The sequence below is a fragment of the Lysinibacillus sp. FSL K6-0102 genome (genome assembly GCF_038003545.1).
Lineage (GTDB): Bacteria > Bacillota > Bacilli > Bacillales_A > Planococcaceae > Lysinibacillus > Lysinibacillus capsici.
The window spans coordinates 386,942-401,609 of record NZ_JBBOPH010000001.1; the positions used below are offsets into that span (position 1 = coordinate 386,942).

The 14,668-nt window shown below is 35.8% G+C and carries 14 protein-coding genes; 7 read left to right on the forward strand and 7 right to left on the reverse strand.

What is annotated here, in order from left to right:
* The first annotated feature begins 180 nt into the window (after positions 1-180).
* The 3 genes from NYE73_RS01880 (at position 181) to nhaC (ending at position 3,365) form a co-directional block, all read left to right on the forward strand.
* Positions 181-324 (forward strand): hypothetical protein, encoded by a 144-nt coding sequence (locus NYE73_RS01880; RefSeq protein WP_167444843.1) that lies wholly within the window; start codon positions 181-183, stop codon positions 322-324.
* 204 nt (positions 325-528) lie between these two features.
* Positions 529-1,638, forward strand: a complete 1,110-nt coding sequence (locus NYE73_RS01885; protein WP_257961688.1) for an amidohydrolase — start codon at positions 529-531, stop codon at positions 1,636-1,638.
* Positions 1,639-1,916: 278 nt separating this feature from the next.
* Entirely contained in the window at positions 1,917-3,365 is a 1,449-nt protein-coding gene (gene nhaC / locus NYE73_RS01890) for a Na+/H+ antiporter NhaC (RefSeq protein ID WP_048393453.1), read from the forward strand.
* Positions 3,366-3,420: 55 nt separating this feature from the next.
* On the opposite strand, the gene NYE73_RS01895 is transcribed toward nhaC, so the two are convergent.
* A complete protein-coding gene (locus NYE73_RS01895; RefSeq protein WP_259949264.1) occupies positions 3,421-4,662 on the reverse strand; it encodes a PadR family transcriptional regulator in 1,242 nt (413 codons plus the stop codon).
* A gap of 80 nt (positions 4,663-4,742) precedes the next feature.
* Between NYE73_RS01895 and NYE73_RS01900 the strand changes: the two genes are divergently transcribed.
* Both NYE73_RS01900 and NYE73_RS01905 read left to right on the forward strand, forming a co-directional pair.
* The gene (locus tag NYE73_RS01900) at positions 4,743-5,855 is read left to right on the forward strand and encodes a mandelate racemase/muconate lactonizing enzyme family protein (protein ID WP_054549063.1); all 1,113 of its coding nucleotides are present in this window, start codon (positions 4,743-4,745) and stop codon (positions 5,853-5,855) included.
* Positions 5,856-5,866: 11 nt separating this feature from the next.
* Positions 5,867-6,550 carry a hypothetical protein gene (locus tag NYE73_RS01905; RefSeq protein WP_054549064.1) on the forward strand — a complete coding sequence of 228 codons (684 nt, stop codon included), beginning with the start codon at positions 5,867-5,869 and terminating at the stop codon, positions 6,548-6,550.
* A gap of 64 nt (positions 6,551-6,614) precedes the next feature.
* On the opposite strand, the gene NYE73_RS01910 is transcribed toward NYE73_RS01905, so the two are convergent.
* The gene (locus NYE73_RS01910; protein WP_036078049.1) at positions 6,615-7,325 is read right to left on the reverse strand and encodes a hypothetical protein; all 711 of its coding nucleotides are present in this window, start codon (positions 7,323-7,325) and stop codon (positions 6,615-6,617) included.
* A 119-nt stretch (positions 7,326-7,444) separates the two neighbouring features.
* On the opposite strand from NYE73_RS01910, the gene NYE73_RS01915 reads away from it, so the two are divergent.
* On the forward strand, positions 7,445-7,876 hold the full coding sequence (locus NYE73_RS01915) for a DUF4395 domain-containing protein (RefSeq protein ID WP_054549066.1): 432 nt from the start codon (positions 7,445-7,447) through the stop codon (positions 7,874-7,876).
* Between the two features lie 259 nt (positions 7,877-8,135).
* On the opposite strand, the gene NYE73_RS01920 is transcribed toward NYE73_RS01915, so the two are convergent.
* From NYE73_RS01920 to NYE73_RS01930, 3 genes are all read right to left on the reverse strand, one after another.
* On the reverse strand, positions 8,136-9,098 hold the full coding sequence (locus NYE73_RS01920) for a DMT family transporter (RefSeq protein WP_048393266.1): 963 nt from the start codon (positions 9,096-9,098) through the stop codon (positions 8,136-8,138).
* A gap of 176 nt (positions 9,099-9,274) precedes the next feature.
* Complete coding sequence (gene pepT / locus NYE73_RS01925) at positions 9,275-10,504, reverse strand: peptidase T (RefSeq protein ID WP_054549067.1); 1,230 nt, start codon at positions 10,502-10,504, stop codon at positions 9,275-9,277.
* A gap of 90 nt (positions 10,505-10,594) precedes the next feature.
* A complete protein-coding gene (locus NYE73_RS01930) occupies positions 10,595-11,245 on the reverse strand; it encodes a lysoplasmalogenase (RefSeq protein WP_259949269.1) in 651 nt (216 codons plus the stop codon).
* Positions 11,246-11,378: 133 nt separating this feature from the next.
* Between NYE73_RS01930 and NYE73_RS01935 the strand changes: the two genes are divergently transcribed.
* Positions 11,379-13,058, forward strand: coding sequence for a tripartite tricarboxylate transporter TctB family protein (locus NYE73_RS01935; protein WP_054549130.1), 1,680 nt, complete (start codon positions 11,379-11,381; stop codon positions 13,056-13,058).
* Between the two features lie 41 nt (positions 13,059-13,099).
* Here NYE73_RS01935 and NYE73_RS01940 read toward each other — a convergent pair whose 3' ends face one another.
* Entirely contained in the window at positions 13,100-13,525 is a 426-nt protein-coding gene (locus NYE73_RS01940; protein WP_054549068.1) for a hypothetical protein, read from the reverse strand.
* Positions 13,526-13,729: 204 nt separating this feature from the next.
* Positions 13,730-14,461 carry a class II chromate reductase ChrR gene (gene chrR, locus NYE73_RS01945; protein ID WP_048393273.1) on the reverse strand — a complete coding sequence of 244 codons (732 nt, stop codon included), beginning with the start codon at positions 14,459-14,461 and terminating at the stop codon, positions 13,730-13,732.
* Between the last annotated feature and the right edge of the window lie 207 nt (positions 14,462-14,668).

Consider the following 14,668-nt stretch of genomic DNA (forward strand, 5'->3'; position numbering starts at 1 on the left):
AGCTTTTTGTTTTTTAAAGGTAAAATTTTTTAGTAATCATAAGAATCAATGGTATTTTTAATCTGATTTTGAGATAGGTTTTATAGTTATAATGCATAATGTATATAATTTATTGCAATTTACTAAAAATCTATTGTATAATCCTTTTATCAGAAAATTCAATTAATAAGGAGTGGTACAATGGGGAAGTTGTTAAATTCAAAGTTTGAAACGTATTTAATGGATCAAGAATTCGATTTACGTGAAGAAGAAGAGAAAAATGAGGAGCAAATGGTGAATATTCAGTATGAAGAGTATCCAGAAGGGTTTTTTACAAGTTTATAATGAAAATTTGATGGGCTATGTTGAAAGTATACTAACTTTTAGCATAGCCCATTGTATATTATACCTCTATTGATAAATGGCTTTTCCAGTGCATATGAATGTAATATATGATTAAAATAAGTGTATTAGGTCTGAAGACATATGTACTTTTCTGAAAAAGATTCATGTATAATGGGAAACAAAAATGCGTATAGAGGTGTAGTTATGTCGAAAGCTTTAACAGTAGAAGAAACGATTTATCAATGGTTTGATCATTTTCATCAACATCCCGAAGTAAGTTGGAAAGAGTTTGAGACTACTAAAAAAATTGCTTCCATACTGGATGAATTGCATGTTAGTTATCGTTTATTAGGTGATATACCAGGATTAATAGCTGAAATTGGGACTGGTAATGAAATTGTTGCAGTACGTGCTGATATTGATGCCTTATGGCAGGAAGTTGATGGGAAATGGCAAGCAAATCATTCGTGTGGACATGATGCGAATATCTCCATGGTTCTTGGTGCATTATTACTACTGAAAGATCGCACCTTACAACATCGTATTCGTTTCATCTTCCAACCTGCTGAAGAACTAGGAAATGGCGCATGTGCAACGTTTGATAGAGGCGCGGTTGATGGAGTATCGCATTTATTTGGTGTTCATTTAAGACCAATAGAAGAATTACCACTTGGCAAAGTTTCGCCTGCGATTCATCATGGCGCTGCTTATTTTTTAGAGGGATCTATTCAAGGTATAGATGCACATGGTGCTAGACCACATCAAGGTAAAAATGCTATTGATGTTATTATGGCCGTGCAACAAATGCTACACAGCATTCATTTATCACCATTTGAACCACATTCTGCTAAGTTAACAAAAATCATTGCGGATGGTGGTAGTACAAATATTATTCCAGGTAATGCTAGTTTCTCAATGGATGTTCGCGCACAGCATAATCAACAACTTGAATTGCTGCGCAGTAAAATTGAATCTGGCCTGAAATCAATACAGCAACAATTTGAAATTGATATGAGTTGGAAGTGGATAGATTTCACACCAGGTGCTGAAGTTTCCCCAACTGCTGCGAACATGGCAAAGAATGCCATCATTGAGGCTTTGGGAGAAGGGCATTTAGCAGATGAAATAACTACACCAGGTAGTGATGATTTCCATTTCTATACAGTTAAAAAGCCAGAATTAAAAGCGGCAATGATTGGAATTGGTGCAAATTTAACACCAGGATTACACCACCCTAAAATGACATTTGATCGTAGTGCCTTAATTGATGCTGCGAAAGTACTTGCATGTGTATTAGAAAAAAAGCCTGAATAAAAAAATATTAAAAGCTATATGAAAAAATGTAACCTTTTTTTCATATAGCTTTTTTGCATGAACATTTTTAATGATGCATGGATATTCAAGGGTTTGCATTGTTTTTTATTGCTACTTGAAAGCGTTTTATTACGCTAAAATAAAGGGATTTGCTAGGGAAGCATAAATTTTTTGCGTTGACTTTTAATTTTTTGAATATTAAGCTAAAAAATGTAAAAAATTATTTGCGTCTTGAAAAAACCGAAAAGGGATTTGGTGCAAAAAAAGGGGATGGAAAAATGAAAAAGGATATTAATGCGGGCTGGGCACTACTAACTTTTGCAATTATGATTATTACTATGTTGATTACAGTAGTTGTTTTAGAGCAAAGTCCTCACGTACCTCTTCTTGTTGGCACAACTGTAGCAGCAATTGTTGCCAAAATGCATGGATATAAATGGGCAGAAATTGAAGAGATGATGTATAAAGGGATACGTCTGGCATTACCTGCCATTGTTATTATTATTTTAGTAGGTTTGACAATTGGGGCATGGATTGGCGGCGGTGTCGTAGCAACAATGATTTTCTACGGTCTAAAGTTAATTTCTCCAGCGTGGTTCCTTGTGACAATCATGTTGTTATGTTCAATTGTGTCATTAGCTATTGGTAGTTCATGGTCTACAATGGCTACAATTGGTGTCGCGGGTATGGGTATTGGTTTAAGTATGGGTATTCCAGCGGCTATGATTGCTGGTGCTGTTATTTCGGGTTCATACTTTGGAGATAAGATGTCACCATTATCAGATACAACAAATCTAGCAGCAGGATTAACTGGTACAGATCTGTTTGCACATATTAAGCATATGCTTTATACAACGATTCCAGCGTTGATTATTTCACTTGTTGTTTTTGGATTCATGGGTAGAAAATTTGCAGAAGTTTCAATGCAATCTGAAGAAATATTAACAACTTTAAAAGTGATGGAAGAAAGCTTCGTTATTTCTCCTTTACTATTACTTGTTCCTGTGGGGGTTATTGTATTAGTAGCTAAGAAAGTACCAGCAATTCCAGCTTTAATTATAGGGATTGTTTCAGGTTTCTTACTACAGATTTTTGTACAAGGTGGTTCAGCTGCAAGTGCTGTACAAGCATTACAGGCAGGCTTTGAAATCTCAACAGGTAATCACATGGTGGATGATTTATTTAACCGTGGTGGTCTAGACTCGATGATGAATACGGTTTCAATGACGATTGTAGCGATGACATTTGGTGGTATTTTAGAGTATTCAGGAATGTTAAAGGCATTGATGAATGTAATTGTGAAGTTTGCTAAATCTACAGGAAGTCTTATTGCTTCAACGATTGCAGCTTGTGTAACAACCAACGCAACATGTTCTGAGCAATATATCTCAATTGTTGTTCCTTCACGTATGTTTGCGGGTGTCTATCAACAACGTGGTTTACATTCTAAAAACCTCTCTCGTGCATTAGAGGATGGGGGAACATTAACATCTGTTTTCTTCCCTTGGAATACTTGTGGTGTGTTTATTTTAGCTACTTTAGGTGTAAGTGCAATGGAATATGCACCATATGCAATTCTTAACTTTACTGTACCGATTATTTCTATTATCTATGGATATATTGGATTTGCTATTGTTAAATTAACGCCAGAAGAAATAGCAGAAGCTGAGAAGCGTAAAAAGGCGCAAGAAGCTGAAAATACGGATAATTTGGTAATGGTTGACTAAAATAAAAATTCTCGTAGATTCATGTGTATCTACGAGAATTCTTTTATGAGGCAGTTTAGTAAGTTGCAAAATTCAATTGATAAATTTTACGAGGACGTCCTTGTTGATGGGTCATTTCTTCACCAACAATATTTACATAGCCATTATCAACTAATTTTTTAATAATACGCTCTGTAGTACGTCGTGTTACTTGGAGGTATTCAGAAAGATTTTGAGATGTAAATTGAGCTGACTGTCGTTCGTTACTGAAATTGATTATTTTAGAAATATTTAATGGACTTAAACTTGTAAGCTTAGCCATTTGTAAAACATAAGGATCATCGGTTTTTAAAGAAATTTTACCTTCTGTATTAGGGAAAGGCCCTAATAAGTTTTTATGTTCATCAAGAATATAAATCTCAAAAGGTTTAGTAAACGTTAAAGCATGCTGAGCATTTTGTGTGGCCTCCAAAATGGAATAGCCATAGCCAAATGCTAGCTTAAAAGGTTGTTCAACTTGCTGTATGAGCTGCTCTAAGTTTTCCTTTTCGAGAGCATTTTGAAGATGTCCAGCAGTTGTGTATAGCTCAAAGGAATGCGTTGAAATTTGCTTAAAAGTTGAAAAGGTAGCTTTCGCAATTTGACTTAAAACAGCTGATTCAATGGAAGTATTTTTAGGGATTTCTAAGAGACCCACTACAGCCTTGAAAGCTTCTGACTTGGTTAATAGTGATTTTGATTTTGTTTCTTCAAGGCATTGAATAATAGATTTGGTAGCATCTAACATACGCATTGACGGTATTTGAAGTGCTTGTAATTCATCAAATACACTATGAATACTGGTAATGACAAAATCAATACTTTTTGAATTCCACAGGGCGATATGGCGTTTTAAAATATTCTCAGTTGGCTCAGTAATCGAAATATGCTGAACATGTGGCTTTTGACCATGAAATTCTATTTCTGCTAAAACATTATCAACGAATGCAGGATTCATTACATCAATGGATATCCTGTCGATAGCTACAGCATGTTTGGCTACTAATGATAACAATGTTGTAGAAATGGTTGTTTCATCTTGCTTAATATAATTCCAAGGTATTGGAACTTCTGAAAGTAATGATTGAGTGTGTAGATAAGGTAACGTTCCTCCAAATAATATTGCATCACACGGTTTTATTTGCTTCATTAAAGTAGGCGCTTCAGAGGGGTGGCTGTAAAGATAAAATTCTAATTGAATATCGGTTATGTTTTGTGCGATACTAATAATACGTTTCATAAATGCTTTTGAACATATAATCGCTATTTTGGTAGACATGGACATCACTCCTTTTCTATTTTTTTAAACATTTAGCGACGTATTAGCGACAACTTTAACGACAGAGGAGACTGATTACGATGAAAATTAAACAAGTAGAAATTTTTGCTATACATTTACCGCTAATTGATCCATTCATCATTAGTTATGCTACATATGATACAATGCCTTCCATTATTTTAAAAGTAACTACCGATACAGGTGTGGTAGGGTATGGTGAAGCTGTTCCTGATGAACATGTAACAGGTGAATCATGGGAAAGTACATATGCTGTACTAAAACATCAGCTTGTCCCAGCTATTATTGGGGAAAGTCCAATGGCCTTTGAAAAACTACACGATAAAATGAATAAAGTTGTGAAAGATGTACCAGCAGCAAAAGCAGCGATCGATATTGCTTGCTTCGATATTGCTGGAAAAGCCTTAGGGGTGCCTGTATACCAACTTTTAGGTGGACGTTATCATGAAAAATTCCCAATCACACATGTACTAAGCATTGGAACACCTGAAGCAATGGCAGAAGAGGCAGCTAATCGAGTAGAATTGGGCTATCGCTCTTTTAAAATGAAGGTAGGTACAGAGGTACTTCGTGATGTAGCCCGTATAAAAGCGGTACGTGAGCGAGTAGGCGAAGACATTGCTATTCGAGTGGATGTAAATCAAGGTTGGGGTAATGCAGCCACTACTTTACAAGGTTTACGTGCTATGAAAGATTTAAATATCGATTGGCTAGAGCAACCTGTCGATAGCGAAGACATTGATGGAATGGTAGAAATTAAATCAAAGTCTGATGTGACATTAATGATTGATGAAGGACTACGAGGCGTACGTGAAATGCGTGAAATTATTGCCAAGCGTGCAGCAGATAAAGTAAATATTAAATTAATGAAGTGTGGTGGCATCTATCCTGCTATGAAGCTTGCTGTTATGGCGGAAATGGCAGGAATTGAATGTCAAGTTGGTTCCATGGTAGAGTCGTCAGTTGGTTCTGCTGCAGGCTTTCATGTAGCATTTTCTAAGAAGATAATGACGAGTGTAGAACTAACGGGTCCATTAAAATTCTCAAAGGATGTTGGGAACTTACATTATGATGTACCATTTATTTGCTTAAATGAAAAACCTGGATTAGGGGTAGATGTAGATGAAGCTGTCATCCAGGAATTATGTAAGTTTTCAACTGTTGTCACAGCCTAAGGAGGCGTAATATGGAAATTATCTATGATGGTATGCTTGGTGAGACACCGTTTTTTGTTATAAAATTAACACTCCAACATTTACAACAAATTGAAGAGCTACAAGTTGAGGTTTATGAAGCTTTAGCAGACCAAAGTATCCTACAACCCTTAAGCACAGAGGAATTTGAGTATATTTTAAATGGTCATGGAATGATGATAGGGGCTTATGTAGGGGAAGAATTAATCGCCTTTCGTGCACTGTTAAACCCGCCAATTGATGAAGAACACCTTGGCTATGATTGTGGGATTGCAGAAAACGAATTTCAACGTGTTTTATATCAGGAAATATCGAATGTTTCACCAAAATATCGAGGTTACGGATTACAGAAGACATTAGCTACAGTAGTGATGGAAAATATCGATTTAGAAAAATACGATTATGTTTGCTCCACTGTAAAGCCATATAATATTCCGAGCTTAAAGGATAAATTCTCGCAAGACCTCGTTATTAAAAGATTAAAAATTAAATATGTAGATAAGCTTCGTTATATTTTTTATAAAGACTTACGACAAGAGATGTCCCCGAACTTTACTGAAAAACAAGTGATATCGATGGGAGACACAACTGCGCAACAGCAACTTTTAAAACAAGGTTTCCTTGGCACGTCTATGTTTGAAGAAAACAACGATTGGTTTGTAGTATACGAAAAATAAAGCACAAAGCCTTACCTTTCACATGAATTTGTGGAGGGTAAGGCTTTTTTTTTAAAAGGCTCTATTATTTTTTCATTGGGCAAAAACCACAAGCCATTAAACCAGGGATATCTTTAGAAAAACAGCATGATTTTCTTACAGGAACGTTGACTAAATTAGTCGGGCTAAGACCACCTGTATATTGTGCCCACCAAGATTTATTGGAGAAGCGTGCCCATGTTTTTGGGTCCTCTAAAGCCTCAATATCCTCCATGGCTTGATCGGCTAAGCCAGGATTAGATAATAATATATGATAATGCCATAGCAAATAGCCGAAGAAATTTTCCCAAATGGTAAGGGGGGAGATGGAGGTTACTTTACGAAGCTGTTGGACAATGACATGGCCATCGTAAAGAATTTTCTCAATAACAGCTTGGCGTTCATCTTCATCAACGTAGCGCCAATCATTTGGATTGGCAAACATGGCAACAGTAAAGCTATTAAATTCCTTTGCAGCATCAAAACGCAATTCAAGTGGCTTACCATCCCATACTTCGTCATAAGCGGCAAGCATATAAAATTGCATAGCAAAAAACATCCCATAACGGCGTGCAAAGTGAGAAATAGCTGCTGTTTCTGTTGCTGCATCTGTTATACCCATCATAAGGTTTAAAAAATCAGGATGGTAAAAGTCTTTATGTATATCAGCTAAAGTAAATAAAGTCCGCTTAGGTTCAGTTGTATAAATACTGTACGAGTTTAATTGTTGAACTTGATCCATTGTTAAAGCTGGCATAGTTATCCTCTTTTCCTTAGAACATCTGTTAACTTCATTATAAAGTAATCATTTTTGCTTCACAAATGGAATATCATGTAGTAAAATACATTAAACATATCAGAAAGGTGGGTTTTAGGGTGTCGCAACTTCATACAATTCCAAGACCACTTGTTAGACTGAACCAGTGGACTATTCTTCTGAGTGTCATTTTATCATGGGTAACAGGAATTACCTGGATATTAGTAATTCCACTAGCTGCAAATTTACTAGGTATTTTATGCAACTATAACCCGATACTTCGTGTAGGGAAGCTCTTTTTAACAAAGGCTCCATCTACATATATACCAGAGGATGCTCAGCAGCAAAAATTTAATTCAAGTATTGCTAGCCTTTGTTTAGCAGCTGGTTTATTAGGTTATCTGTTACATTGGCAGGTTGTTGGTCATATCTTTACTGGCCTGGTTGCAATTGCATCGGCCATCGCAATAGCAGGCTTTTGTATAGGCTGTTTTTTACATTTTCAGTTGAAGCAATGGCAGTACCGACGCTCATTAAAAAAATCTTTTTGAAAAAGTAAAAAAATTATAAGATTATGATTGACATTTTAATTGATAATGATTATCATTATCGTATAAAGATTATTCCTCGTCTACAATACAGTGTAGAGAGGATGAACTTTAGCTACTTTTCTCCAGAAGTTTGCTAGTTCATGATTACGCTCCTAAAACCCCCCTCATTTTTTGGGAACGTGAAAATCTCAGACGACTTATTCTAAATTTAGAATAGAGTCGTCTTTTTTTGTAAAAAAACAGCCCATAAAATGGACTGTTAAGAAGTTGTGTTTTGTTGCACAGCATTCTTTTTCCCGATAATCATTGTATAGTAACTATGTAATAGCATACCAACAATGATAACTCCGAGACCTGCAAGTGCAATAGGGCTAGGGAAGGCAATTCCTAATAGTAATACCTCACCTATAATAACGAAAAGAATTTCTGTTGACTGAGTTGCTTCCACAGCAGCTAGCTTGCCTTGATGGTCTCTTACGCGATCCGTTGCTATGAAAAATAAAACTGTTGCTATAACGCCTGAGCTAATTCCAACAAGCAATGATTGAAACATTTGACTTGCTGAGGGAAGTCCTACTGTAAGAACGGCATAAATAGCTATGATGATCCATGCTGGCATTGAAGCAATGGTCATTCCTAACACCCGCTGAAAAGTATCGATTCGGCCCCCACAAACTTCCATCATTTTACGATTGCCGAGAGGGTAAGCAAAAGCTGCAACGATGACAGGTAAAATACCAAGCATTAAACTTCTAAACGATACTGATTGTGCATGAGGTATTTGTATAAGCAAAATACCTACTAAAATGACGCATGAAATAAGCAAGGATATGAAAGGTATTTTTTGTCGCACTGTTTTACCAGCAATGATCGATACAAAAAGAGGAGCTAATAATACACCAGCAACGATTGTAAACTGCCATGTACCTGAAACCAACCAACCTGGACCAAAAGCAGCAGCAAATGTTAATGGCGCGTAAAATAAAACAAATCCAACAAAGCTCCAAAGTAGCCATGCTATAGGCTGTGCTTTTATTTCACCAGAAAGCTGTGAAAAGCCCTTACGATAAAAGACAATGATAAGCAAGAAAGGGAGCATAAAAAAATAGCGTAATGATGCACTCCATAGCCAACTACCACCTTGCATTTCCATTGCGTGATTTAAAATAAATGTCACGGCAAAGAAAAGGGAAGCTAAAATACCTAATGCAATTTCTTTCATAAACATCACCTCAATTTGAGTTTATAACCTCAAACCCTTTATGTAATTTGAAAATTCAGTAATTATGGCTGAAAAAATTACGAAGAGAGGAAAAACCCCTCTTCGTAGCTATGAAAATTTTTCATGATTCCTTAGGTAAATGCGTATAGAAATAAGTTCACTCAAAATTAAAACTATTATTTTGCTTGCTGTTCAAAAAGCTGAACGATTTCTATGATAACTTGAGTTGCTTTTTCCATTGTTTCAGCGGATACATATTCGAATTTGCCATGCATGTTTTCGCCACCAGCGAAAATATTTGGTGTCGGTAGGCCCATATAAGATAATTGTGAGCCATCTGTACCGCCACGAATTGGCAGGGTATTCGGTGTAATATCTAATTTTTCCATTGCAGTACGTGCAATGTCAACAATTTCTTTTACAGGCTCAATTTTTTCACCCATATTGTAGTATTGATCTTCAATGGTAATACTTAGTGCATGCTCACCAAATTGTGCTTGAATTTTAGCTGCAGCATCACGCATTAATTGTTTTTTCTCTTCAAACTTTTGGCGATCATGGTCACGCACGATATAAGATAGCTCAGAATGCTCAAGAGCCCCTTTAAAGCTCATTAAATGAATGAAACCTTCATAACCTTCTGTCTTTTCAGGAACTGCGTCAGCAGGCATTTCATTTTGGAAGGCAATAGCCATTGTAATAGCATTCACCATTTTATTTTTTGCTGAACCAGGATGGACGCTAGTGCCTTTTGTAATTACTTTTACGCCAGCGGCATTGAAGCTCTCGAATTGTAGTTCGCCAAGTGGTCCACCATCCATAGTATAGGCATAGTCTGCACCGAAAGCGGCGACATCAAATTTATGTGGTCCACGACCGATTTCTTCATCTGGCGTGAAGGCTACACGGATTTTACCATGCTTAATAGTAGGATTTTTAATGAGGTACTCCATTGCCGTCATAATTTCAGCAATCCCTGCCTTATCATCAGCGCCTAATAAAGTAGTACCATCTGTTGTAATAAGTGTTTGGCCTAGATAGTTTTTAAGCTCTGGGAAGTCAGTCGGAGACATAACTAAGTTTTCGTTTAACTGAATATCTCCACCATCATAATTATCTACACGCTGTGGCTTCACATTTGTGCCTGTATAGTCAGTAGCTGTATCAACATGGGCTAAAAAGCCGATAGTTGGTACTTCTTTTTCTGTATTAGCTTCTAATGAGGCAAATAAATAGCCATTTTCATCTAATGTAATGTCTGTTAAACCAATTTCGGCAAGTTCGTCTTTTAAAACATGTAATAGGTCAAATTGCTTTTGTGTAGAAGGAGTTGTTTCGCTTGTGAAGTCTGATTGTGTATCAATTTTTGCATAGCGTATTAATCGCTCAATTACTTGTTCTTTCATAAGTATGGCCTCCTAATGTATATATGTTAAAATTCTTTGTGCTTTCACAAAGCCGATTCCAGGCGCAATTATGCCTTGGCATAATCGATATTATTGTAACACTTTACTTCGGATTTCGGAATATTGAAGGATACTTAAAGCAATAAGTAATTGGGCGCTATAATAAGTCAGCATGATAATTTCATGAGAAAATGCTAGTGGCATGACAAATTTGTTAATAGCTAAATAAGAATCAGATGCAATAAATAATATTGCACCACTTGTTGCCAGAGTAGATCCAGTTTTAATAGCTGTCCATCCCATTGTGAGTATCACAGAAATGTAGGCGTTTACTGCAATACCAAGTATGGTTTCACCTGTTTTAAAGACGGATCCCGCAATCCATATAGCCATACTTGCTCCATAGAGTAATAATAGTATTTTAGCCCAAGTTGGTACATGCCGCTCATTTGCAGTAGTGAAAGCAAAAATATAAAAGATATGCCCGATAAGAAAGCTAGTTAGACCGATTAAAAACCACTGCAATGTATAGTCTCCAATCATGCAGAATACAAGCCCAGCAATAATCAAAAGTTGGTATTTTTTAATATGTAATGGCTTCTGAATCGCAGCTAAGATAATGATGAGCAACATTGGAATCACTTTAAAGATGAGTTTTAAACTTTCAGCAATATGGGAAAAGAGAAAAATATAATAAAGACCCAATAAAATAATGACACTGATTAATATTTTTTTAAACAAATTTTTCAGCTCCTTTCCTTTTGAAATTCAATATTTATGGTAGAATTCCTTTCTGTACAACGTATGTATGAAACTTTTTTTAGTATGTAACCGTAAAGTAAGTAGTGAGAAAGAAGAAGAGAGGATGAACCAAATGACTAAGCTACTGATAGCTTCAGCAGTCATTGCATTGATCGCAAGTGTGCTAGTGACACCGCTTATTACGAAAAAGCGAGAAGATGGACAATCGAAAAAGGTAATAGGATACTTTTTTATTGGAGTCTTTGTACTAGGGTTTTTAGCCACAGGGATTACGTTATATGTAACAAAAATTGATGTAAATTGGCTTGTTTTTTGGCCTGCTATTATTTTATTAACGTTAGTGGGTGCTCTGCTAGCAAGTGGTATCGAAAGGAAAATAAAAGGTGTTTTATTTTTAGCAAGTCTAGGTGTAGCTGTGTATGTTTTATCAGCACCTTTATGGAATGCTAATGAAAAATTTAAGTCATCCGAAATGAAGGAAGAAGTTGAAATAAAACCATTCGATGAGACACAAACACCTGCAAGTGTACCACCGAAATTTGCTCGCAATAAAATGAAAAAGGCTTTCGGTCAAGTGCCAAATACGAGCTACTATGAATTAGGACGCTTACAAATTCAAAAAGTGAAGGGCGAATATGTTTATATCGCACCAGTTGAATTTTCTGGATTCTTTAAATGGATGAACGGTGGTACAACACCTGGTTACTTCATAATGAGTGCTACAGATTCTGCGGATAATCCTAAATTTATAAAAGAGGAAATGAAATATGTACCTTCCGCATATTTAAATGCTAATTTAGAACGTCATATTCGTTTACAACACCCATTCCTTATTTTTTATGGTGACGTACAGCTGGAAGTAGATGATGAAGGAAAGCCATACTATATTCGCTCATATGGGGAATTTATTTCTGCGCGTAATGGCTTTGATGTAAAAGGAATTGTCTTGGTTGATGCGCTGACGGGGAAATCAGAGGTCATTAAACTGGATCAAATACCTGAATTTATTGATGGTGCTGTATCACCAGAGACAGTAAGTTTACAAAACAGTTATTTCGGTAATTATGTACATGGTTTTTGGAATAGTATGTTTGGTAAAAAGGATGTAAAGATTCCTTCTGATGAAGGAACAGAATCGAATGTTAGCCCGATTTTCGATGAGAAGGGTGATATGTATTACTTTACAGATTTTACAAGTCCTAAAGAAGGTGTAGATTCAATGTTAGGCTATTCACTAACAAACGCACGAACAGGGGATGCAACATACTATACAGGGAATCAAGACTCAAGTTATATGGATTCACAAGGTAATTTACAAATAATAGAGAAGAAATTTATTGAGAAAAAGTGGAATGGCGAAATGCCAGTGTTGTATAACTTTTATGGAGAAGCGAGCTGGCTGACAGCGGTGCTAGATTCCAATGGTTTCTTACAAAACTATTTTATTGTTTCTGCAGCCAATCCTGAAATTTCCGTTTACGCTACTACTCCTAAGGAGGCGTTGAAATTATATAAAACAGCCTTAAGTCGAGGAGGAAATACTGTAGATGGTAGCTCAAGTGCTGAGGAAAAACAAATAAGTGGTAAGGTATTACGTGTATATAAAGAACGTCTAGGCGATTTTACAACTGTATCTTTCTTATTAAACAATGGTGAAAATTATTTAGTGAGTGCCGAAACAGAACCTTTAGCAATTTATTTACAGGAGGGTGATGAGGTAATACTCACTTATGGAGATACAGGAGAGCAGTTCCTACCAGTTCGCTCTCTTATAATTAGAGGACTACAATAAAAGAACAAAAGACGATCTTGTTATTACGAAGATCGTCTTTTTTATGTAGCTTGCCCTTGAACATAGGTAAGCATCTTTTCTCTATGGTTCATAAATAGTCTTTTTGCATGATCATTTAGTGTAAAGATTTCTTGTATATACCCCTGTAACAATTTATCTTCATATTCAAAAGCATGGCTTTGAGTGTTTTCTAAAATATAGGATAATAAAAGAGCATGCAAGACAACTACTTCTAAATTCTGTGTATTCGTAACGAATTTTAAATTGAGTATAGTAGTGTGAGAAACGAACTGATTGACATAATCAATGGGTTTTTTATATACATTCAAATCAATATGTGGCTCGAGTCTTTTTCTTAATTGGGTGCATTCATTATTTAAGTCTTCAATTTTTAAGAATAAACCTCTTACACTTCTCTTATGCTGTTGTTCTAAGGTGCGAGCAAGATGTTTATTGATATTGGACATTGTTTCTATAACTCCTTTCTTTAATAGGTATCATTTATTAATATGAATGGAATAGCTGGAAAAGGAAAGAGTCTTTTCGTTTAATTTAAGGTTAGATTTATAGAAGTAATTGTGGCAATATCCCTAGATTGAATATATATAGGTAATATTTTTATGTAAAAAATGGAATTATTATCATACGATAGTAACTCCATTCTCGTTAATTTATTTCCAATTAAACCCTTTAGTTGCTAAAAACTCTTTGATATGCGGACGTCGTTGTTCAATTAAAAAATCAGCCATCTGTTTTGTCCAGTTATCAATTTTTCTGTTAGACGAACGGCTGTTATAATATATTTCCATTTCCTCGTTGTAGGCTGGTAAAAGTTCTTCATATTTTTCAACATTGTATTCATTTTCATGTAATACAGCAGATACAGGTAAACGAGGTTTTACCTCATTGCGACGTGCAGGAACGCCGATTGTTAGCCCGAATAATGGGAAAACATGGTCAGGCAGATTAAATAATTCACTGATTTCAGAAGGTTTATTGCGTACACCTCCAATATAGCAAATGCCATAACCCATTGACTCTGCCGCAATAACAAAATTCTGTGCAAACAATGATACATCTGCTACCCCGACAAGGACATTTTCAGCTGAATCAGCTACAATATCCACTCCTTCTAGTTTCCCAGCCATTTGAAGTCGCTTGAAATCTACGCAAAAAACAAATGCCCCACCTGAAGTTTCATATTGACGTGGATTACCAGAGAGTAAGCCTAATTTTTCCTTTTTATCTGCATCTGTTACCCATATTACACTATAGGCTTGCACAAAATGTGATGTTGCAGCCATTTGTGCTGTTCCAATTAAATCTTCAATGATTTCTTTTGAAATCGGTTCTCCATCATAGATGCGTACCGAGGAATGGCTACGTAATAGTTCTTTAACCATTAAAAACTCTCTCCTTTGTGTCTGTTCTATACCTTGAGCATAGCACGCTTTTCTAGCAAAATCGAATAATGAGGAACAAAAAGTTATTTATAAATAATTTATAAATGACGAAATTATCTCGTAAAGTAAAATATTTCATTTGATATAGATTAAATATTCTAAATAGTATAAAATTATAGAAGCGACTGTTTATTTGGTTGTGCTACC